The organism is Alteromonas sp. W364, from assembly GCF_031846205.1.
Taxonomy (GTDB): domain Bacteria; phylum Pseudomonadota; class Gammaproteobacteria; order Enterobacterales; family Alteromonadaceae; genus Glaciecola; species Glaciecola blandensis.
The window spans coordinates 127,425-149,067 of sequence record NZ_JAVRID010000008.1; the positions used below are offsets into that span (position 1 = coordinate 127,425).

Consider the following 21,643-nt stretch of genomic DNA (forward strand, 5'->3'; position numbering starts at 1 on the left):
TTTTTGCGTGATTAATACTTGTATGTACGATTACTTAAATCCAGCTTCGCTATCTTGCTGTCTAAGGAAACGCTGATAGCCACTTATTTTTTCGCAGAGCTCTGAATTTATCTGTTGCTTAATATCTCGACCTACTTCAAGTTCGCGGATAAGCGCAGGTGAAGCGGCATAGTTGCCACATTGTATATAGTGCAATTCGTGTGGGTTTAAGCCTTGCGGATTAAAGTAAACGGGAATGTTAGTTTGCTTAATATCATCTAATGCTTCAAATGACTTCATCATACTGAGCCAATACACAATACCATTTTCTAATTCATCCACACCTCCAAAGCCAATCCCTTCATTAATGAACCATGCCACAGCACTTTTATTGCCAAAACGAACAGCATTTAACATATCCAGTTCGTCAAAAACTAAGCCCATATTACTGGATTTCACAAAAGCATTCGGATCCTTAGAGAAAATGACAACCATCATTTTTACCAAGCCCTTTTGCTCCTCAGTAAGTGCTTCTGAAAATAACTTTGAAATTGAATCACTATCCTCACCACCGAAGGCTTCGGCTGCCTTCATAAAAAACTCTCTATCTTTTTCTTCGCCAAATTCTTCATACTTTACTTTTAAGCGAGACGAGTAATAGAGTAAGTGAGCTCTTTGTACATAAAGCCTAGAGATTTTTACTAACTCCTCGTCAGCAGCCTTTAAATCATCCTTGCTTTCAATACGTTGCTCGTACCACCTTATCAACTCTTCGCCAGTCCAGTGGAATTCAGTTTCATTCTGGCAGCTTGAGTTCGGGTTTAAGCGTAAAATATAGTGGGGCCATTGAGTTTGTGCTTCTGATAGGCGTTTATCTATTTCTTCTTCACTGAAACCTGACAAGTTCTCGTTCACTGAACTCAGTAAGTATTCGTTAATATCAATGCCATATTGAATAAACATCTCTTTGGGATCTCTTTCCAGTACTTGGCTGATAGCAATTACGTCGTTAGCACTGGGTAAACCAACAATATCTGAAATCTGCCTGACTAATGCCCTGAACTCTTGTCTTCCTTCATCAGTGGGCTCTAATCTGAATGAAGTGCCGACCTTAAGTGCGTAATACAGAGATTGTGATTGCTTAGGAGTCACGCTTAAGCCAAGTGATAAGGCGTGGTGAAGGCTGTCGAAATTACCATTGAGTAATATTCTAAACAGTAAGTGAGTGCCGCTTTTGTCAGCAGATGAAGGCAAGGGGCTCTGCATATCGACTCTCTTCATGAATAAGTCGAGGAGCTCTGCTTGCGAGTTGCGCAATTCATATAAGACATCGTAGGCGAAAGTGCGGTCAAACCCAGGATGCCTGTCAAGTAGCGCTGAAAACTGAGCCTGACTCAAACCGTAAGGATTGAAGTGTAAACTAGTTAGCACCAAACTCAGGTCGTCTTTATACTGCTCGATAATGAGGTCAGCGTCTCTTTCACCTGTGCTAAACGCCATTGCAGGTTCACTGTTATATAGTAACTCCTGAACTTCCGAATTACCTTTCTCTTGAATGAAGCTAGTGCCATATTGACTCTTCATATTTTCGGCTTCATAGTGGCGATATTGTGGGTTGGTTACCAGATCTACTGTTGATAATGACCGCCAGTTTACACTTCTAGTCTTGATCGCAGCGGACATTTGGTCCCAGTCAAAGCCTACTACTTCAAGATCCGGAGCGGCACAATACGATAAGCTTGTGGTTTGCTCTGGTGCAATGGTTTTTTGAGTGATTTGTTTTTTAGTCGGCGCCTTTTCAAGGTCTTCTATCGCTTCAATTGCACTCGTTGGAGTAGTACTCATTTCTCGATTTTGCTGAACGGGTAAATCTTCATAAGGCGCGTATAGAGTATAAGTGACACCAGCAATGACAAGTAGTAGGGCAAGCAGAACCACTGTAAACAGAGTGATCCTACCGCTTTGTTTGCGACCTTGATATGAGTCCTGACGCTGAAAAAATTCGCCAGCTAGATTAAGGTTCTTTGGAATCAATATTACCCTCTTCGCTCTCTTTGTCAGCCTCTTTTTTGTCGCCCGACCACACTCGACTGAGCAGTTGCATTGCCGCCGCAACACGATTAATGGGGCGAATTAAGTCACCCGTATCAGACTGCTGCATATCTACTTTTATTGCTTCTAAAGCACCAGCCATTTGTGACAATTGCCGCACAGCCTGCAGTTGTGGATCGCCTTCAATATTCTGCGATTGCTTACTGTCAAACGCACTGCAAATATGCTCCCAACGTTGCCGCTGTTGTTCCGTCATCACGCCACGCAGCATGGCTAACTTTAACAAGTTCTCTTCCGCGCCAGAAGTCAACGTTTGGGCTTCACCAGTGTAGTGATCACCAATCAACTGCATGAGTTCCTGATGATTCATAACCGCTGAGACTTTCTCAGTCATTTTATTCATGTTGCGATAACTGCCTTGCAACTTAAATGGCGGCTCTTCGCGATAGTCTTCTGCAGTTGCTGCCGATTCAATATATTGTAGATTCACTTTTAGAATGACTTCTTGAATCGCTTGCAAGTGCTTTAATACCGATACGATTTCGTTGGTTTCGGCACCGCTATACTGATGACTAAATTCACTGCTAGCCACTTCTTCGCCATTTGCCATCGCCACAAATTGATAAACATCTTTCATATCTCTTAACGCAAGAGGCGCTAAAACAGGGTTAGATGTGAGCGCATTTTCTATGTAGCTGAGGGCGAACTGTTCTTCTTTACCACCAAGCACATCACCTAGGTTATAGATGTCGGCCCGGTTAGCTAGCATGTCTGGCACTTTAAAGACATCACCAGATTCAGTGTAAGGGTTACCGGCCATGACGACACAGAACTTCTTACCGCGCATATCATATGTTTTACTCTCGCCTTTCCAAACACCTTCAATACGACGCGTGCCATCACAAAGAGCGATAAATTTCTGCAAAAACTCAGGGTGCGTATGCTGGATATCGTCCAAATACAGCATAACGTTATTACCCATCTCTAAACCAAGATTGAGTTTTTCAAGTTCTTGCTTTGCAGTTGCGTTCGGCGCATTACCAGGATCAATTGAAGTAACATCATGGCCAAGAGACGGACAATTAATCTTCATGAAGACCAAACCGAGCCGGTCTGCAATGTATTCCATTAAGGTTGTTTTACCATAACCTGGCGGAGAGATTAGCAACAATAAGCCCATTAAATCGGTGCGCTTGTCATCACCAACGGTGCCCATTTGTTTCGCAAGGTTGTCGCCAATGATAGGCAGATAGACTTCATTGATAAGCCGATTCCTAACAAAAGAGCTTAAAGGCTTCGCGTTATAAGCTTCAAGTTGAAGCTCTTTGCGACTTTCCTTCATGAGACTATTTCTAAGCTGATGATAGCGCTCGAAGTTCAATACATGTGTTGTGTGATAATGACTTAGGCGTTGATTAAATTCATCAACGGACAGATGTAACTCACCATTTTTAATACGAGGATGGTCGCTTAATAAATCGGTGATCTTTGCGTTTAGTTTAATGGATGTCACGCGAACAGGTAAGTTTGTACCAGCAATAACCAAGGCCGCAGCCTCTTCAATATAATGCTTTTGTTGCACCAGTTCGAGGTCTGCGGTGGGTTCGCCATCAGCCTGTTGACCTAAAGTTGCCTCAATCCAAGCGCAAGCGAGTGTCCACTGTTCATGCAAGCCAGCGATTGTTGCTTGCGTTGATTTGCTTGAAAGCGCTTTGCGTCCGTCGGCTAAACGACGCTCGAACTGTTGCATTGCATCGCGGAAGTCTTTTTCGTGACCTAAGCTTTTAATTGCTTCCTCAAACTGTCGCTTGATATCAGTACCTGATTGACTGGTCACAAACTCGAGTTTATCTTGCGCCAATTCTAAACTCAGATAATCAACGGCTTGATCGATATTAGTATCGTCAAAGTGCAGTGTATAAGTGCAGACAAATGCTTTCATCGCCTGAACAAGTTGTGCTCTTAGTTGCTTAAATCCAGCCAAGGTAGAGAAAGACTTAGAAAGTATCAATGCACTTTGGGCATGACTGCACCATAGCGTACGCTGGTTGTCATCAGCTAAACTGTGTGTCCAAAACATTATCGCTAGTGCTCTAGCTTTCGGTGCGAAGCGCAACAAGTCAGCTTTTTGATGAATAGGCAATAAGGCTTGAAGTAAGCGCAAAGCATCAGCATCGTGTATGCCTTTTTCGTAGCCCTCTTGATAGCGCGCTGTCATATAATCTCGAATAATTTTCGACAATGCTGCGCTTTTATCTTTGTCTTTTGGATCGGATGCTAAGTCATATAGCTGCGTCAAACTGAGTTCATTTCGCTGGTTCTCGGCATCTTGAAGGATCACCGAGCACAAGTATTCTGCTCGACTAACCTCTGCGTTTTCTGACACTGAGTTTTGTTGCCAGTAAGGCTTTAAGGTGCTTAATTCTTCGTTTTCAACACGCTCATAATAGTCAGTACCGACTAAATGCCGGTATAAGCCATCGTCGCGTGGTAACAAAGTGAGATCTAAGTTCTGCGTATTCACACTAAACTTATGTTTACCTAACTTAATGACTGCGCCGCCGTCTTCGAAAATATCTTGTTTATCACGAAGAGAACGTATTCCTTGTTCCTTCACGGCTTTGAGTTGTGATTCTAAGTCGTCTGCTTTGATCTGATCGTTCAATTCACGCAATTGCTGTGCAAGTTCAGCGATCTTTAAGATCATAGGATCGGAAGCGAAATAAGTGTTTAAATCGGTGGGGTCGTTGAAACCATTTGCTCGCCGACTGACACCCTTGAGAATGCGCTCCGCCGCACTAAAGATATTCTGGGCACGACGTTGCTGCTCTTCCATCAGGCTTTGTTTGCGACTTTCGAATGCACTGTGAAGCTCTTCTCGCTTCTCCATGATATCGCCGAGGAACTCATCGAACTCACTGAATTTAGATTCAAGTTCTTCTAACTGAATCAACAAGCGAGACAGTTGCTCTTCAGCTTTATCGGGTGTGTCGACCATTGCAAGGGCACTACTGATACTTTGTGAGAACAGTCTAAATTGTGCAGCGAATTCAGCGCTTGCTTCACTCGAACCTAGGTTCTTACGTCGATTACGTCCTTGAGCTTTAACCTTGTTGAGTTTGCTATAGATTTCGGAAATATCATCAAGGATTTTGGTGCGCTTTGTGGCATCGTCAATTTTTAAGCCATTGAGAACTTCGGTTAATAAATCTAAGCCGAGCGATAGCGATTCTAATTCTTCGTTAACCTCATTGATAACGACCACCAGTTCAGCCGTTTCGATGCGTTTCTCAAGTGTTGTCACGCTGTCTATATAAGGTTGAAGCGCACTGTCATCGGATAAAAAGGTTACTGTAGCATTACTGACTTCATCAAAGGCGGTTTGCACTGCATCATCGAGTTCGGTAATCCGTTCTTTGTCGATGTAACGCTGGTCTTTTAGGGTGACTAAAAAGCCGCGCTGCTTGCGCAAATTCATTAAGCAATCAACGAATTCTTGTGGTGTACTCCAAGAGGTAGTGCGGATACTGCCAATCACCGCTTGTTGTTTTTCTTCTGCTTCGCTTAAAGCAAGTATCGCTTGATGGCGAATTTGCTCGACTTTTTCAAACTCATCTATCACTAGTTCGGCAGTACTGGTGATTTCTTTTATCACCTCACCTAGGCCATCTACCTCTGCATCGGCAATCCAATAGTATGTATCGAACATGGATTTCGCTGTTTTAATCAGGTCTTCATACGAAGCGCGGCTAGGGTTATTGCTGTTGATATTGCGATGTATCGAAACGATATCAGAGATACCGCGCACCAACTCTTTATTGCCAATACGGCTATAGAAACTATCTTTATTGGGTTGCTTAGCTGCGAATTCATCACTGTAATAAGGTGTTTCCCATACCTGCATAGGGTGGACGCGAGTCGCTTCATCTTCCGAGCTGAAAATAACCATTTTGCCATTGTCGAAAATGCTAAACCCGTGGGCATAAATGGGGTTTTGTAACTCTTTGCGAATAAGGTTATACGAATACAGACCGGCTAAACCAGACTCTGGTTCGTAAAAAATAAACAGAACATCCTCACCATTAGGCGAGCGAATACTGCGTTTAAAAGTCAGGCCATCAATTTCGTCAGGAAACTTTTTAGTCTCACCGTTTTGTAAATAATAACCACCTGGGAAAATAATACCGTGGTCTTCAGGTAATGAAATACAGGCTAGACCAATTGCATCGATGCGATTGACCTTTTGAGTGCGCACATTGAAAACAAGATAACGATAGTTTTTTTCGCGGTAGGGCAATATTTTCAGAAGAATTAAGCTACCGACTTGAGCATATTGGACAGTGGCGTCTGCGAGGCTTTGGGTTTCGTCGTCTACCTCTTCATTATAAATACCTAGACCGTCTTCTGTGTTGTTTTCCACCTTGATCGTCAGTTGACCATTAATTGTTTCAACGAAAACCTGATCAAGCACGTTAATATGCGGGTGGCTGCCGGTTTCGTGATGTTCGCGTCCCGCAGTTTTCCATTCAAAATCGTGAGAGGGGGCCTTCTTAATTGCACGTTCGCCCCGATTATCTATGTAGTTGGCGCTACCGTCTTTCTCAATACGCCATTGGAATACTCTAATATCTTCAAGTTTGCGACCAATTTGGAATACCGCAAATAAGGTTTGATTTTGTACTTTTAGCTGAATTAAGCGAGCTTCTTTGTAGTATACGTAAAGCTCATTAAATTCTTTTACAAAGCTCGGGTCCGCTAGAAATGAACCGGCTAGGTCTTTTTGTTCAAGCTCATAAGTGCCGTCTTGTTCTACCAAATGATAGAGACTAAAAACATCAGCCACTTGTGTTTCTTTCTTCAAGCCGATAAAAACGTTGTAACCAAATAGGAGATCCTTTCCAACTGGAACAATATCGCGTGCCACACAGTTATTTTCTGTGCGGACTCTGACTCGCCCTGCAACCTCCAGTTTGGCCTGGCCAAATTCTTCAATACGGGCGTTATTTAGGTTATCGACTTTGGTTTTTAGGGTACTTGCTTGCGAGATGAGACGCGCACGAATGACTTCATACGCACCGCCATCGGCAACAGCTTGGTCGAGTTGCTCTTGATCACTGGCCATAAATCAGTACCTATTAACTAGACGTACTATCGCTACTAGGTTTACCTTTTTGACTCAAGGCATTCGTGACCAACTCCATCAATTGAGGATTATCACCATTGTCTTTCAAGAACTTGGCAATCATCGCTGTCACTGCCGCATCTTTTGCATTTCCACTGGCACTGCCGAAACCTGCGACCAGTTCTTTCGCGTCCTCAACAAAGCTAGCCTCACCATTAAAGTGATCTTCAAAAGCCGTACCTAAGGTTTCAGACTTGCCAATGGTGCCGTCAATTGCTTTACCTACAGACAATGACTTCACAAAGCTATCGAAATAAGCCGTGTCTCCACCAACAATATCAATGTTAGCTTGTTTCAATGCTTCACCCAAGACAAGTGCTTGATGACCAGCAATGTCGACATTGGTTTCGATAGACTTGATAATTTGCTCATGTTGTTTATCTAGGCGCATTCTAAATTCTTCGTGCGCTTTTTGCTCGTCAGACATGGTCGCCATTGCTGCGAATTTCTTGGTCATGCCCTCAGCTTCTGCCTCGGCTTTCTTCGCCATGACTTCCGCTTCTGCAACACCACTTTTCTCAATTGCATCAGCCATGGCTTCTTTCACGCGAACGTCAGCCATGCCTTCTTGTTCTTTTGCAACTGCTTGCGCTTCCATGACTTTCGCTTCTGCTAGGCCATCAGCAGCACTAAGGGCTTCTTGCCCTTCTGCTTGTTTACGTTCAGAAAGCGCGCGTTTTTCAGCAACTTCCAAGTCAGCCGCTGCCGTAATCGACTTCTCTTTGGCGTGATATTCGGCTGCTTTCTCAGCGGCTTCAGCGGCTTTGATGTCTTTCACTAAGGCTTCTTCAGCTTCTGCTTCAGCATGAATCACTTTGGCTTTCTTATTGCGGTCAGCTTCAGCAACCACACGAAGTTCATTGATTTCTTCTTCGCGCTCGGCCACGGTCTTATCGACTTCAACTCTTGTTCTTATTACTTCGGCAATTTCACGTTTTTCATGTTCTACGAGCTTTTCATTAGCAATACGTTGTAATGAGGCTTCTTTTTCACGATCAATTTGTTCTAGCTCACGCGCTCGGATAACGCGTTCTTCTTCAATCGCTACAGCACGTAAACGGTTATTTTCGGCCACTTCTACTTCGCGTTGTTTGTTCTGTTCTTGTACTTGAATTTCTTGCTCAGACTGCACTCGTGCTTGTTCAGCTTTCAGGTTTTCCTCATGCTGTACGCGCTCAGTTTCGGCTTTTTCACGCGACTTAACCGTTTCTACTTCACGTTGTTGCTTCGCAGTTGCATCGGCTTCTTGGCGCTCAAGCTCTAAAATAGCTTCACGTGTTTCAACATCTTTGCGTTTGATTTTCATTTCTTCATCACGCTGGAAGATATTGGTTTGAATATGCTGCTCGGCAGTGAGTTGCGTGATCTTGCGAATACCTTGCGAATCAAGAATATTATTGGGATCAAGCTTCTCGATAGGTGTTTGTTCGAGGTAATCAATGGCAACATCTTCAAGCACGTAGCCATTGAGGTCGGTGCCGATGTTGTCGATAATTAAGTCTCTGAAGTTATCTCGCTTAGCGTATAGGTCTTCAAACTCGAGTGATTTACCCACTGTTTTTAGGGCTTCTGAGAATTTTGCGCTGAATAAATCTTCTAGGGTGGCGATATTTGATGCACGTTCACAACCGATTGCTTGAGCCACTTTAAGTACATCATCACTGTTTTTGTTTACCTTGACGAAAAAGCCCACTTTGATATCTGCTCGAATATTGTCCTTACAGATCAAACCGTCAGAGCCGCTGCGGTCAACTTCAATCGTTTTGAGAGAGATATCCATGATTTCAAGTTTATGGAAGACCGGTATAACAATACCACCTGTAAAGGTTACTTTAGGTTCCGCACGCATGGTGTTGACGATCATTGCTCGGCCTTGCTCGACCTTTCGGTAAAGCTTACCCATAATCAAGACAACCAATAGGAAAAGAACAACAATGGCAATAGCCACTGAACCCCAAAATATAATGATATCGCTCATTCGTTTACTCCTTAAACTTCACGATACTTGACTGCCAAAATACAGACCAAGTGCGAGATAAAACTTAAATTAAATTAAATGTGTTGGGTTGATGACATGGCCATCAATTCTGCTTCGGTGACGACAGTAAAAGTGTCATTGTCTTTGTTGAAATCGATAAGTACAACACGAGAGCCACCAGCAATTTGATGGTCGGGTGCTGTTCTCACACTGTAAACCATGCCGTCTTCGGCTCTTGCTTGCCCGAAACTTTCGTTAACCGTTTGTGTGGTGACAATGCAATAGGTGCCAATTAAATCAGACTTTGTGACGGCTTCGTGGGTGATAAAAATTTTGCGAAAAGGCCGGCTTGTGTAGGTCGCAAACGGTAAGGCTATTACCAGGGCGAGTACAGCGACCACAAAACCAGCAGCGGTTGCCGTAAGCACGCCATCAAATAGAGGCATGATGAACTTTCTCGCCAGATAGGCGAAGGCAAAACCGTAGATTTCGACAATAGTAATAGCGACGGTAAGCGGCACGCCATCGAGACCAAGCGATTCAAGAAAGGAAGAACCCGTAGAGTCGGTGCTTTCGGCGTCTGCGTCACCAGTGAAATCAAGAATTTCTATATCGAGCATACCGATGAGTGCAAATACCCAAAACACTATCATGATCATTAACGGGATGGTGAATGCTACGATTGGCATACTGAAGATGTATTCGAGGAAGACTTCCATTTCTCGTCCTTGCCTTAAATGTCCATATAGAAGAACCATTGAAATTACCCTGTGTGGTGGAATCTGTCAATCGTTTGCGCCCCGTTTTACGCTTATTTCAAAGTAACTATAAGTCAACTAAATTTATTTTTATAAGAAAGCAAAATGCTCGATAGCTTGCTATCAGTTTGGTTTAGTTTCACTATCGCTTAACTAACTTGAGTGTACGTGGATAACATGCCCACTCAAATATCTTGCTAACTGAGGGTAAACAAATGAAAGAAGCTGTCATTGTATCAACTGCACGCACGCCAATTGGTCGCGCTTATCGCGGCGCATTTAATAACATAAAATCACCAACCTTAACTGCGCACGCGATTCAGCACGCGGTTGAAAGGGCTGGCGTAGAAGGTGCAGAAATTGATGATGTCATCATTGGTTCTGTACTCAACGCGGGTAGCGCAGGATCGAATGTTGCTCGACTTGCCGCGCTAGCTGCCGGTTTACCTTATTCAGCTTCCGGGCAAACGATTGATCGTCAATGTTCATCAGGTTTGATGGCGATAGCGACGGCGGCTAAACAAGTCATGGTTGACGGTATGGATGTTGTGGTAGCTGGTGGTCAAGAAAACATCTCAGAAATCCAAGCAAAGTATTTTGAATGGGTTAGCAAGAGCTTAGATAAAAATGTGACTGATAAAGCCCAGCACGCCTACATGCCAATGCTATATACCGCTGAGAATGTTGCTAAAAAGTACAACATTTCACGTGAAGCGCAGGACGAATATGCATTGATGTCGCAACAGCGCACAGCTGCGGCACAAGCTGCGGGCAAATTTGACGATGAAATTGTGCCAATGACGTCTACTATGGGCATCATGGATAAAGAAACCAAAGAAGTTTCTTTTAAAGAAGTGACCCTAGCAAAAGACGAGGGTAACCGCCCATCGACGACATTAGAAAGTTTGCAATCACTTAAACCAGTCATCGACGGTGGTTGTATTACTGCTGGAAACGCGAGTCAATTGTCAGATGGTGCCTCTGCCTGCGTAGTGATGGAATCTAAGTTAGCAGAACAACGTGGTTTGGCGCCTTTGGGTATCTATCGTGGCATGATGGTTGCGGGAAATGAGCCTGAAGAAATGGGTATAGGTCCAATCTACGCCATTCCTAAATTACTAAAAGCCAATGGTTTAACTATGAATGATATTGGCCTATGGGAGCTGAATGAAGCCTTTGCATGTCAAGCTTTATACTGTCGTGATAAATTGGGTATCGACCCTGAGATCTACAATGTTAACGGTGGTGCAATTTCAATCGGCCACCCATATGGAATGACAGGTGCGCGTGCAGTCGGTCATGCCTTGATTGAAGGTAAACGTCGTGGCGTAAAATATGTAGTTGTAACGATGTGTGTGGGCGGCGGAATGGGCGCTGCAGGTTTGTTTGAGATAGCGTAAACGACCTACAACATTACGTAGATTAGTTACTACGATAGACGACGACCAAACCTTCGGGCAGCGGCGTCGTCGATTTTATGTAGGTGATGGTACCCGCATTAGCTGTCACATATTCAAGTGCTTGCGCTTCATTTTCTGCAGTATCCGGTTGTTGCTTCCTACCTGAAAACCGCATTTGCGCCCAGTATGATCTTACTCTAGCGTCTGTAAGGCCTAGTACTCGTGCATGAAATAAGGTGCGTTCTTTATTCGCTGCGGTTAAGGTAATAGGCCTTAAGTCGTAGTCAATGACACCACCCATGAACAGGTTTTTTACCTCTTGCTTAGTGAGTGAAAGTTCAGAGTCAACATTGGCGACTATAAGTAATTTAGTTGATCGCAAGCTTTCCTCAGCGCAAACTCGCTTACTTATGCCACAGCAAGCAATAGAAAGAAGTGTCAATACAACAACCGAAAAGCGCATTAGAACACCCATTCCACGGCAACTTGGAAAAAGTTAGCTTTGTTGCCCGGGTTGCTCACGCTGTTTTCTGTAAATAGACCTCTCGCATTGTCATCACCATTAAGCTTAGCCAGCTCAGTCTTAAACGCGACATTATCACTATAATCGTATCTAAGCCCTAATGTGACGCTTTCTAAACCATCACTGTTAAGCTGCATCAGGATTTGATCAAAACCAAAAGAAAGTGCATCTAATTCCGAATTGATCCCCACTGGGATGAGATTATCGGGTCGGTCATATTCTTCGACGCTGTTTGCATATGTTAGGTGGAGTGAATAAGGGTAAAAATTATAACCTAGGGTAATGTAGCCGTTCTTAACATCGGGAAAGGCGAGGAAATCGGAGTCGTATCGGGTTAGTTCAGTTTTCATAAAATAGTCAAAACTGTCATAACTAAGACTAAGCTGGGAAAACTCGATGCTGCCCTCTACACCAATTGAGTCGGCTGCGTCATTTAGTTCTGCTGAGCGCAAAATATCGCGAAATTCGACGATTGGCTTAAGGCCTAAATCTACTTGAGTAATATGATGGGAAGCACGAAATGTAAAACTATCGTAGTTGAGCTTCAGAATTAAACCACGACTGTTATTCAGCTTAGTCTGACTGCTTGTTTCTGCTACTGTTAATTCGCCTTCAAATTCTCCAAAGTAGCTTTCAATTGCCCCTGAAACATCCTTGCCAGAAAATTCATAACTGGCCATGATTCCATCGATGTCGAAAAACAAAAAGTCTGTGTAGACTTGAATGGGTGGTGTTATCCAAGGGTAAGCGAATCCGACATCATTTGTCTCGCTAAAGTCGAAAAATGGCATTCGTTGTCTACCCAAGCGAACACTTAAAGAACGAGAGGCTTGATACTGTAGGTATAGCCATTGCACTTCGTTCTCTCGAATAGTCCCAGTATGCAAAATACCTTGGGTAACTAATTTGAGCTTATCGCTTAAGTGAGCATCAACACGCAGCGCCAATAAGCTTTGCTCAGTGAAACTTAAATTATTTTGATAATGTTGAAATGCTAAGTCTTTATCATCTAAGTAACCGCCCACTATTCTGCCAAAACCTGAAAACTCGATGGTTTCTTTTGTGTCGAATATATTCTCGCGTGCGGAAGCCGTTTGCATGCATTGGCAAAAAAGAAGAATAGCGACAAGAAAAGTACGTGATATAGACAAAATGAAAGCGCAGCTCTGTTTAAAGTGACTCTAAGAACTTATCGGGCGTAATCCCAGTTTGTTGAGATTAAATCTGGCGAGTGAACGAGATAATCGAGTTTTACTTATAGTTGGCAGTGACTTACGCACTAAAACTTCTTCAGCTTACTTACCCACTCTTTTGCTAAGGCTGGAATTTCAGCGGCTATTAGGCGTGCATGTAAGTCTTTGTCTTTATCTCTGACTAATCTAATGATGTCTTTCACCGACTTGGTGTTCTGTAGCCGATGCACTAATTTCATTTGGTCGCCGACTTTTATTGTCCCTGTTTCCAATACTCGGAAATACCAGCCAGTAATCCCTTTCTGAGCGACGAAGACATCAACGTTTTTGGTTTTATATCGTTGATTGATCTTAACGCAAGGGGCGCGAGGCGAGTTAACTTGTATTACCACATCACCAATTTCATAAGTATCGCCAATATAGACGTTTTCATCGTTCATATCGGGCGCAGAGATATTTTCGCCTATACTGCCTGGCGTGAGTTTATCTGCAATTTCTGGAAATCGTTTTTGTAAGACGGCGTAGCTTTCTAATGAATACTGATGAAGTGCCATTTCTGGACCTCCATGGAGCTTTTTATTGCCTTGCTCATCTTCAAGTGCACCATCCAACTCAATTGTAAGTTGATCATGGGGTGTTTTAATAATGCTACTGGGCTTTTGTCTAGGACCAAAGGCTTGCGGCTTTCCAGCATACAGTGCTTGAATAATCATATATTCTCAAATGGTTAAATGGATATAAAGCTGCTGGACTCTTATGCAGAGACAACACTCAACAGTGATACCGGTGGCATATATTTAGCCAGAGTTCAGCACAAGTAGTATAGTCCTAAAGTACGCTTTCTTATTGTCTCAAGTCAACTGACTCTGAGAGTTTTTAAATTATTTAAACCTTTTTGAGTAGCCTTGCGACTTACTCTTTGAAGCCGAAATATAAACCGAGAATGATACGCATATTATGCCAGCTGATTTAACACTGATAAAAAAACAAGTGTCACGATCTTCAGAACAACAAGTTGAAGAAACGCAGCTTATTGCAGCGGCTAAGCAGCAGGATGTGAAAGCATTTAAAGCACTTTATGATCAATACCTCAATATGGTTTATGGCTTATGTTTACGATTGTGCGCAGATAAATCCCTAGCAGAGGATGCGACGCAAGAGGTATTTATTCAGCTGTGGCGCAAAATAGATAATTTTGATGGAAACAGCCAGTTCAGCACTTGGCTGCATAGTGTGACCTCCAATGTCACTATTTCCTATATTAGAAAGCAGCGTGGCTGGTGGCAAAAAATGATCAATATTGAACAGTCTAGTGCGTTTGAGGAAGTCACCTATGGCTGCCTCGAAGATGTTCAATTGGAAAAGTACATATATAAATTACCAGAGCGAGCCAGATGGGTTTTTGTGCTGCATGCTCTTGAAGGTTATCGTCATGAAGAGATCGCAAAAACTTTAGGTATGGCAGTGGGGTCAAGCAAAGCCCAGTTTCATCGAGCAAAAAATTTACTACAAGGGTGGATAAGTGATGAGCAGTAATTCACAACAAAAACTGGATCAAATGGTAAAGAAAGGAACTTGTGAACTTGCGCCCGAGCGAGAGCTATGGACTGGTATTGAGCAGGCCATAAACCAAGCCAACAATCATGAAAACAGCGATACGGGAAACAATATCGAGAAAGTGGGGAAAGCAGCTTGGCGAGCACCTACTTTTGCCATTGCTGCAAGTGTTTTTGTGGCGATAACAGTCGGCTTATTTGCTTATGAAACAGGAAAGTCAGTGCAAGGTGATGCCTTAATTGCGGCGATTAGCGAGCAACACCAAAACCAAAAACAATCTTTACTTATTCGTTTTAAGGATAGGCCTGCAGCAACTAATAATTGGCAACAGCAGTTGGATGAATTAGATGAAGCAGCGGCCGCAATTAAGAAAGCGCTTGAAGAAGAGCCTAATAACCCCGCACTGTTAAAAATGTTAAAAAATGTATACGAACAACAAATGGCCATTATTGAACGCGTACATGCACCTACTTGGAATCAAGCGTAAACGTAGAATTTCAACATATTAATCTCTCTGAGTAAGAGTTAGGAGTCATACAAATGAACGTAAGAATACAAAGACTAGCACCGTACTTTTGTGCGTTAACGCTTCTCGTTTTAAGCAGTGTTTCGGCACAAGCAAAACAATCTGTAGATGAAAAAATGGCAGCTGACCCGAACGGTAGCGTCGAAATTGAGCATCAGAATGGAAGGGCGAAAGTCATTGGTTGGGATAAAAGTGAGGTCTCAGTTGTTGGTGAACTAGGTGACAATACCGAAGAGTTCCAGTTTGAAAGAAATGGCTCTTCTATTGTGATTCATGTGAAAACGAAAAAGAATAGAGGCTGGGGAAACTGGGGTAGCAACGATGGCGATAATGGAGACTATTTAACGATACATGTGCCTAAAAATAGTAAAGTGGAATATACCTCGGTGAATGCAGATGTGGATGCAAATAATATCCATGGTGGATTATCGGTAACCGTTGTCAATGGCAATATGGATATAGAAGACCTTAGTGGACGTATTCGTTTGCAGTCGGTCAATGGTGACATTGATGCCGATAAATTAAATGGTGACCTTGCTATTGAGACCGTTAATGGTGATATCGATGGTAAGCAAATGAACACCCAAGGCAGTGAGAATGAACTGAAGGTAAGCACCGTTAATGGCGACATAGAGATGGAAAGTAACAGCACAGAAGTTGAAGCTGAAACCGTCAATGGCAGCATCGAACTTAACCTACAAGAAGTAGAAGAATTAGAGCTAAACACGGTGAATGGTTCTATTGATGTTCAAATGCATCTTCTAGCGGATGGGAGCGTTGACGCAAGTTCAGTAGGGGGCACTATTGAGTTGATATTTCAAAAAGGGGTTGGGGCTCGTTTCGACATAGAAGCGCACGCCGGTGGTTCGATTAAAAATAAGATTACAGATGATAAGCAAAAGCGCGCTGAACATGGGCCAAGACGTTGGTTAGAATTTAGTACCGCCAACCCAACAGCGTCAGTTGAAGTATCCACCGTACATGGCAACATTCGCCTTAACACGAAATAGCTATGGGGAACGGGATTCCTGCCTTCGCAGGAATGACGGTGGTTTATAGTCATCCCCGCGAATGCGGGGACTGGATTCCTGCCCCTGCAGGAATGACGATGGTTTATGTGCTACTCTAGCGTTTCAAGTCACTTCTGTTGGTAAGCTTTTATATGTATAAACACTACTTTTTGGCCGCGTTGGCGCTCTCGTTACTCTCAAATACGGGTCATGCCACGGCAAAACAGTCCTCCGAAGTGGACTCGTTTTGTAAGTCAATTATAGATACTGAAATAAGGAGAGGAGCAAAAGCTTTCACGGAGAGTATGGTGCAGCGAATGACCAAGCGCGTGATGAAAAAGCATAAGGTGACAACAACTGAACAAGCCAAGCGCTGCATTATCATGCAGCTCATTGAACACAAAGTACCGTTTGAAGACTAGAGATTTTGCTGGTTGATTTGAAAAGTTAAGCGAAAGATTACGCCGCGGACATTCCTTTAGGCCAAAATGTCGTTATACTAAAACTACTTTTTCGATAGATCTTAAAACAAGCCCGACAGCCCATGACTGAAGAACTCGTCAAAGCCGAAATATCCAATATTATATACTTTGTTGGTGGTGGCGCAGATAAAACACGTGAACGATTTGGTGTTGTGCGCTGGGGTCCCACCAATTTGATGGGCTTTGCACAAGTTGCATTCAACATGAAAAAAGGTCCTTACTCGGAAACGGCCTATTTCGGTTATCTTGATAAAAAGAAAATCATCCAAGATATCGTAAAGCGTAAACTCGCTAACCCCAAAATTCGGATTAACCTGATTGGGCATAGTAGAGGCGGAGCTGTGGCCAAAGATATTGCGATGAAAGAACTCAGAAAGCTGAATATCAAAGCCAATATTGTTATTTCCCTCGATCCTGTGAAAGCAAAACGGCGACACCCATTTCGTGTCCCTTCTAAGAAAGGGGTAAAAAACGTGAAAACATATGTTTGTATATTTGCGAATCCGAGCCGTCGCGACCCTACCGATTTTATTGCAAAAGTTGGCGGGCAATATGGTTTTCGTTTGCAAACACAAAGTCACTATTTTGTTGAGGCCGATCTAAATCACGGGCAGCCTATACCTATGATGCAGTTTCCTTTGAACGATAAAGGGAAAACTGTTTTCGATATTTTACTTAAAGAATCCAATAAAAAATGACCGGCTTAGTAAGATCACAGAAAGCTGATCTGCGAACCATATTCGTTTCTTTCCTAACTCTTGGCTGTGTTGCGTTTGGCGGGCCGGTGGCTCATCTAGCCTTCTTTCAACAAGAGTTTGTTGAAAAAAGAGCTTGGTTTAGCAAAGATGAATACGCTGAAATCGTTGCTTTATGCCAGTTCTTGCCCGGGCCGGCAAGCAGTCAAGTGGGTATATCAATTGGCCTGTTGAAAGGCGGATATTCTGGAGCCGTGCTTGCCTGGTTTGCTTTTACTTTGCCTTCAGCGCTTCTACTATTTGGTGTTGCAATGGCGCTAGTTTATGGGTCTGAACAAATACCTAAACTAGTACTATTGAGCTTAAAAGCCGTAACGGTTGCCGTTGTTGTAAATGCGGTGTGGGGAATGGCTAGCAGCATTTGTCATGATGCTGGGCGAAAAACCATCGCGGTAATTGCTGCGTGTGCTGTGTTGTGGTTTGAATACAGTGCAACGCCTATTATATTGATAGTCTTAAGTGGCGTGTTCGGCGCGATAGTTTACCAGAGGGAATGCGTGCCAAAGACCACGATGGTCCAGTTTGGCGCATCGAGAAAAACAGGTTTTATTTTCTTATTGACCTTCGTCTTACTTTTAGTGTTTTTACCTATACTAGCGACTATGTTTTCCCATACAGAACTGACGCTGTTTTCTTCCTTTTTTCAAGTGGGTAGTTTGGTGTTTGGCGGAGGGCATGTTGTTTTGCCTATGCTTGAGGCGGAGGTCCTTGATAAAGCTTGGATGAGTCGCGAAACTTTTCTCGTTGGTTATGGAGCAACACAAGCAGTTCCCGGACCATTGTTCACGTTTGCTACCTTTATCGGTGCAGTTTCACCGCTTGGTATTTCGGCCTTGACTGGTGCATTGATAGCAACGATTGGCATATTCCTGCCTTCTTTTTTGTTGGTATTTGGGGTGATGCCCCTATGGCAAAGCACGCGAACGAAATCAGTTTTTCGTGGCGCATTGGCCGCAATCAACGCCAGCGTAGTCGGTTTGTTGCTTGCGGCTTTATATCGGCCAGTATTTACTGCAGGTGTGCAAGATGCCGATAATCCGGTCCTGCAACTCATCATTGTTCTGGTTGCATGGCTAGCGCTAGCCGTTTGGAAGCTCCCACCTTGGCTAGTTGTTTTGTCAGCCGTAGGTTTTGCTTATGTCTTCAGCTTTATCTAAGTATGTGTCGTTATCGAAAAATAGAACGGTGATAAATTAGTTTCTTTTGGCGCAGACAATTCATATTTTTTCACGCATAATAGCAGGCCGAAATTTTTAAGCCATTGTGTAAAAGTAACCAGTTTGAAATTCCAAGAAGACAAAAAAAAGAGCGACGTCGAACAGCTGAAAATACCGCCTCATTCTATTGAAGCGGAACAATCAGTGCTGGGTAGTATGATGATTGCGCCTGATTCTTGGGATAAAGTTGCTGAAATAGTGGTTGAGGACGATTTTTACAATCGCTCACATCGTATTATCTTCAATGCGATCATTAAGCTACTGAATAACAACCAATCGGTAGATACCGTTACTGTGAAGGACACCTTGTCACAGAATGGTATGTTGGATGAAGCCGGTGGATTTGCTTATCTCATTGAACTCGCCAAAAACACGCCAAGTGCTGCAAACGTGAGTGCATATGCCAACGTGATAAGAGAGCGAGCTGTTGTTCGCGAGCTAATCGGGGTTGCACATGATATTGCAGACGTGGGATATAATCCTGAAGGTCGAGATAGCGCAGATATTCTAGATTTAGCCGAAACAAAAGTGTTTGAAATTGCTGAGAAACGCACTGGTGAAAACGAAGGTCCAAAAGATGTTACAGCGGTATTAACCAAAACGGTTAACCGTTTGGACGAGCTAGTGAAGCAAGGACAAGAGATAACCGGAGTTTCAACTGGCTATTCCGACCTAGATCAGAAAACCAGTGGTTTGCAACGTTCAGACCTCATTATAGTGGCTGCTCGACCTTCAATGGGTAAAACGACTTTTGCAATGAACCTATGTGAAAACGCAATGATGTTGCAAGATAAGCCTGTGTTGGTCTTCAGTTTGGAAATGCCTGCTGAACAAATCATGATGAGGATGCTGGCTTCACTTTCACGCGTGAACCAGACACATATTCGTACTGCTCAGTTAGATGACGAAGAGTGGGCTCGAATGTCCGGAACAATCAAAACGCTGAAAGAAAAAGATAACCTATATATCGATGATTCCTCTGGTCTGACACCAATGGAGTTGAGAACAAGAGCGAGAAAAATAGCCCGTGATAAAGGTGGGATTTCACTCATAATGGTGGATTATCTTCAGTTGATGCGTGTGCCTTCACTTAGCGATAACCGAACACTTGAGATTGCTGAAATATCACGCTCATTGAAAGCCCTTGCTAAAGAACTTGAGGTTCCAGTCGTTGCGCTATCGCAGCTTAACCGTGGTTTGGAGCAACGAGCTGACAAACGACCAATTAACTCGGATTTGCGTGAATCTGGTTCTATTGAGCAAGATGCCGATTTGATCATGTTTATTTATAGGGACGAAGTGTATAACGAAGCATCTGAATTAAAAGGTATCGCTGAAATCATCATCGGGAAACAGAGAAACGGTCCTATCGGTACCAGCCGGTTAACGTTCCAAGGTCAGTTTTCTCGTTTTGACAATTATGCTGGTCCAGCATTTGATGACGAATATTAGGATCAGAGTAGTCATAAGTCTGTTATTTGCTAACTACCTTGTCTTCGAAGTCCCATAAAACTCACTAATATTCAGTTAATCCTTCAACTTTTTGAATAAATCCACAAGATGTTTCTTGCAAAACGTAGAAAATGCATAATTCCGCCATTTATTAAGTGCTTTTTGCATATCTATTCACTTATTAAATTTTGCCAATAGTCAAATATATAGTGCATATTGAACTATTCTTATCACAAATCGTAATATATTCCCTAGATTTATGAATGCAGTTAATTTCAATAAAAACAGCATCTTGTATTATTTTTTGTTTGTTTTTATCCCAGATGGACTGGATTAACTCATAATGTTCAATAAGCCCTGAAAAGCACGCACTTCTATATGTAAATTATTTAAATCTAAAGTGATCGAAATATGGTGTTTTTTAACATACTAAACCCGAAATAGATTAAAAATTAAGCCAACATAGCTCATAAAACAACCAGTCAAAAAATAATCAATATTTTTTTAGGTATAATTTTTCATCATTAGGTATATTAATTTTAAAGGGCTGCAAGAGAGATCTCCTCATACCTGACCTTTGGGATTGGCTTTTTTCTATTTTTTTGTGTTTACACGCCAAAATTTTGACGCATACTAAATCTCGAGTCTGATAGTTTGATGATGCAGTGATTTGGTAGTTTGTATCATTTAAAGATTTATCCCGCTCACACATTCAATCTAGAATTAACATTGGAAGTAAGTAATGAGCAAATTATTAAAAAAATTCAAATTAAAGAACACCAAAAAAGCAACTAGTGCGGTTTTAGCAGCTGCACTTGCAGTCACTGCTTTCGTTTCAAACGCAGTCGATTTCTCAAACAGCGATAAATACATTTTGCAAGGCGCGAGCAACTCTGCCCTTATTTCAGCAATTCAAGCTGAGCAAGGTGAAGTAATTCATGAGTTCAAGTTAATCCAAGCTGTTTCAGCTCGTTTAACGCCAGAGCAAGTAGAGAGCATCTCTTCTAAAAATGGTATGATCCGCTTCGCCAATGAAGGCGAAACTGCAGGTATCATCTGGCGTCCAGCGGCAGAAGAGCAAACTGCAGGTATCATCTGGCGTCCAGCGGCAGAAGAGCAAACTGCAGGTATCATCTGGCGTCCAGCGGCAGAAGAGCAAACTGCAGGTATTATCTGGCGTCCAGCGGCAGAAGAGCAAACTGCAGGTATTATCTGGCGTCCAGCGGCAGAAGACATGACTGCGGGTATTATCTGGCGTCCAGCGGCAGAAGAGCAAACTGCAGGTATTATCTGGCGTCCAGCGGCAGAAGAGCAAACTGCGGGTATTATCTGGCGTCCAGCGGCAGAAGAGCAAACTGCAGGTATCATCTGGCGTCCAGCGGCAGAAGACATGACTGCGGGTATTATCTGGCGTCCGGTTACACAAGATCAAACTGCATAAGTCAGTTGGTGATTGATTTAGTGTTAAAAACGTTGAGTTTTTCACCATTGTTATACAAATGAATACTTAAGTAACAAAACAGAATAGTTTCATACTATCTGCTAGTTACCAAATAAAACATATAATAAACAAGTGTTT

16 protein-coding genes are annotated in these 21,643 nt (G+C 42.9%); 9 read left to right on the plus strand and 7 right to left on the minus strand.

The window, feature by feature from the left end; translation table 11 throughout:
- Positions 1 to 30 precede the first annotated feature (30 nt).
- From RM556_RS13740 to RM556_RS13755, 4 genes are all read right to left on the minus strand, one after another.
- Positions 31 to 2,013 carry a hypothetical protein gene (locus RM556_RS13740; RefSeq protein WP_311374879.1) on the minus strand — a complete coding sequence of 661 codons (1,983 nt, stop codon included), beginning with the start codon at positions 2,011 to 2,013 and terminating at the stop codon, positions 31 to 33.
- Positions 1,994 to 7,153, minus strand: a complete 5,160-nt coding sequence (locus RM556_RS13745; RefSeq protein WP_311374880.1) for a DNA repair ATPase — start codon at positions 7,151 to 7,153, stop codon at positions 1,994 to 1,996. The genes RM556_RS13740 and RM556_RS13745 overlap by 20 nt, the downstream gene beginning before the upstream one ends.
- A gap of 13 nt (positions 7,154 to 7,166) precedes the next feature.
- Positions 7,167 to 9,191, minus strand: a complete 2,025-nt coding sequence (locus tag RM556_RS13750; protein ID WP_311362247.1) for a hypothetical protein — start codon at positions 9,189 to 9,191, stop codon at positions 7,167 to 7,169.
- 74 nt (positions 9,192 to 9,265) lie between these two features.
- Entirely contained in the window at positions 9,266 to 9,910 is a 645-nt protein-coding gene (locus RM556_RS13755) for an OB-fold-containig protein (protein WP_311374881.1), read from the minus strand.
- Between the two features lie 254 nt (positions 9,911 to 10,164).
- Here RM556_RS13755 and RM556_RS13760 point away from each other — a divergent pair, with 254 nt between their 5' ends.
- Complete coding sequence (locus RM556_RS13760) at positions 10,165 to 11,349, plus strand: acetyl-CoA C-acyltransferase (RefSeq protein WP_311362249.1); 1,185 nt, start codon at positions 10,165 to 10,167, stop codon at positions 11,347 to 11,349.
- Positions 11,350 to 11,371: 22 nt separating this feature from the next.
- On the opposite strand, the gene RM556_RS13765 is transcribed toward RM556_RS13760, so the two are convergent.
- The 3 genes from RM556_RS13765 to RM556_RS13775 all read right to left on the minus strand — a co-directional run bounded on the left by RM556_RS13765 (position 11,372) and on the right by RM556_RS13775 (position 13,778).
- Positions 11,372 to 11,731 carry a hypothetical protein gene (locus RM556_RS13765; RefSeq protein ID WP_311362250.1) on the minus strand — a complete coding sequence of 120 codons (360 nt, stop codon included), beginning with the start codon at positions 11,729 to 11,731 and terminating at the stop codon, positions 11,372 to 11,374.
- Between the two features lie 80 nt (positions 11,732 to 11,811).
- Positions 11,812 to 12,972, minus strand: coding sequence for a hypothetical protein (locus RM556_RS13770; RefSeq protein ID WP_311362251.1), 1,161 nt, complete (start codon positions 12,970 to 12,972; stop codon positions 11,812 to 11,814).
- 179 nt (positions 12,973 to 13,151) lie between these two features.
- Positions 13,152 to 13,778, minus strand: a complete 627-nt coding sequence (locus tag RM556_RS13775) for an MOSC domain-containing protein (RefSeq protein ID WP_311362252.1) — start codon at positions 13,776 to 13,778, stop codon at positions 13,152 to 13,154.
- Positions 13,779 to 14,022: 244 nt separating this feature from the next.
- Here RM556_RS13775 and RM556_RS13780 point away from each other — a divergent pair, with 244 nt between their 5' ends.
- The 8 genes from RM556_RS13780 to RM556_RS13815 all read left to right on the plus strand — a co-directional run bounded on the left by RM556_RS13780 (position 14,023) and on the right by RM556_RS13815 (position 21,505).
- Positions 14,023 to 14,601: an RNA polymerase sigma factor gene (locus RM556_RS13780; protein ID WP_311362253.1), complete on the plus strand. Its 579-nt coding sequence runs from the start codon at positions 14,023 to 14,025 to the stop codon at positions 14,599 to 14,601.
- Positions 14,591 to 15,109: a hypothetical protein gene (locus RM556_RS13785; protein WP_311362254.1), complete on the plus strand. Its 519-nt coding sequence runs from the start codon at positions 14,591 to 14,593 to the stop codon at positions 15,107 to 15,109. Before RM556_RS13780 ends, RM556_RS13785 begins: the two co-directional genes overlap by 11 nt.
- 53 nt (positions 15,110 to 15,162) lie before the next feature.
- The gene (locus tag RM556_RS13790) at positions 15,163 to 16,158 is read left to right on the plus strand and encodes a hypothetical protein (RefSeq protein ID WP_311374882.1); all 996 of its coding nucleotides are present in this window, start codon (positions 15,163 to 15,165) and stop codon (positions 16,156 to 16,158) included.
- 152 nt (positions 16,159 to 16,310) lie between these two features.
- Positions 16,311 to 16,580 carry a hypothetical protein gene (locus RM556_RS13795; RefSeq protein ID WP_311362256.1) on the plus strand — a complete coding sequence of 90 codons (270 nt, stop codon included), beginning with the start codon at positions 16,311 to 16,313 and terminating at the stop codon, positions 16,578 to 16,580.
- A gap of 122 nt (positions 16,581 to 16,702) precedes the next feature.
- Positions 16,703 to 17,338: a hypothetical protein gene (locus RM556_RS13800; protein WP_311362257.1), complete on the plus strand. Its 636-nt coding sequence runs from the start codon at positions 16,703 to 16,705 to the stop codon at positions 17,336 to 17,338.
- Complete coding sequence (chrA, locus tag RM556_RS13805) at positions 17,335 to 18,552, plus strand: chromate efflux transporter (protein ID WP_311374883.1); 1,218 nt, start codon at positions 17,335 to 17,337, stop codon at positions 18,550 to 18,552. The genes RM556_RS13800 and chrA overlap by 4 nt, the downstream gene beginning before the upstream one ends.
- A gap of 123 nt (positions 18,553 to 18,675) precedes the next feature.
- Positions 18,676 to 20,064: a replicative DNA helicase gene (gene dnaB, locus RM556_RS13810; RefSeq protein ID WP_311362259.1), complete on the plus strand. Its 1,389-nt coding sequence runs from the start codon at positions 18,676 to 18,678 to the stop codon at positions 20,062 to 20,064.
- Between the two features lie 742 nt (positions 20,065 to 20,806).
- The gene (locus tag RM556_RS13815) at positions 20,807 to 21,505 is read left to right on the plus strand and encodes a hypothetical protein (RefSeq protein ID WP_311374884.1); all 699 of its coding nucleotides are present in this window, start codon (positions 20,807 to 20,809) and stop codon (positions 21,503 to 21,505) included.
- Positions 21,506 to 21,643 lie beyond the last annotated feature (138 nt).

What these genes read in the sequence shown, in the direction of transcription:
- RM556_RS13745 (WP_311374880.1), bottom strand. Translation starts at nt 7,153, where the DNA reads ATGGCCAGTGATCAAGAGCAACTCGACCAAGCTGTTGCCGATGGCGGT.
- RM556_RS13750 (WP_311362247.1), bottom strand. Translation starts at nt 9,191, where the DNA reads ATGAGCGATATCATTATATTTTGGGGTTCAGTGGCTATTGCCATTGTT.
- RM556_RS13755 (WP_311374881.1), bottom strand. Translation starts at nt 9,910, where the DNA reads ATGGAAGTCTTCCTCGAATACATCTTCAGTATGCCAATCGTAGCATTC.
- RM556_RS13760 (WP_311362249.1), top strand. Translation starts at nt 10,165, where the DNA reads ATGAAAGAAGCTGTCATTGTATCAACTGCACGCACGCCAATTGGTCGC.
- RM556_RS13770 (WP_311362251.1), bottom strand. Translation starts at nt 12,972, where the DNA reads ATGCAAACGGCTTCCGCACGCGAGAATATATTCGACACAAAAGAAACC.
- RM556_RS13775 (WP_311362252.1), bottom strand. Translation starts at nt 13,778, where the DNA reads ATGATTATTCAAGCACTGTATGCTGGAAAGCCGCAAGCCTTTGGTCCT.
- RM556_RS13780 (WP_311362253.1), top strand. Translation starts at nt 14,023, where the DNA reads ATGCCAGCTGATTTAACACTGATAAAAAAACAAGTGTCACGATCTTCA.
- RM556_RS13785 (WP_311362254.1), top strand. Translation starts at nt 14,591, where the DNA reads ATGAGCAGTAATTCACAACAAAAACTGGATCAAATGGTAAAGAAAGGA.
- RM556_RS13790 (WP_311374882.1), top strand. Translation starts at nt 15,163, where the DNA reads ATGAACGTAAGAATACAAAGACTAGCACCGTACTTTTGTGCGTTAACG.
- RM556_RS13795 (WP_311362256.1), top strand. Translation starts at nt 16,311, where the DNA reads ATGTATAAACACTACTTTTTGGCCGCGTTGGCGCTCTCGTTACTCTCA.
- RM556_RS13800 (WP_311362257.1), top strand. Translation starts at nt 16,703, where the DNA reads ATGACTGAAGAACTCGTCAAAGCCGAAATATCCAATATTATATACTTT.
- chrA (WP_311374883.1), top strand. Translation starts at nt 17,335, where the DNA reads ATGACCGGCTTAGTAAGATCACAGAAAGCTGATCTGCGAACCATATTC.
- RM556_RS13815 (WP_311374884.1), top strand. Translation starts at nt 20,807, where the DNA reads ATGAGCAAATTATTAAAAAAATTCAAATTAAAGAACACCAAAAAAGCA.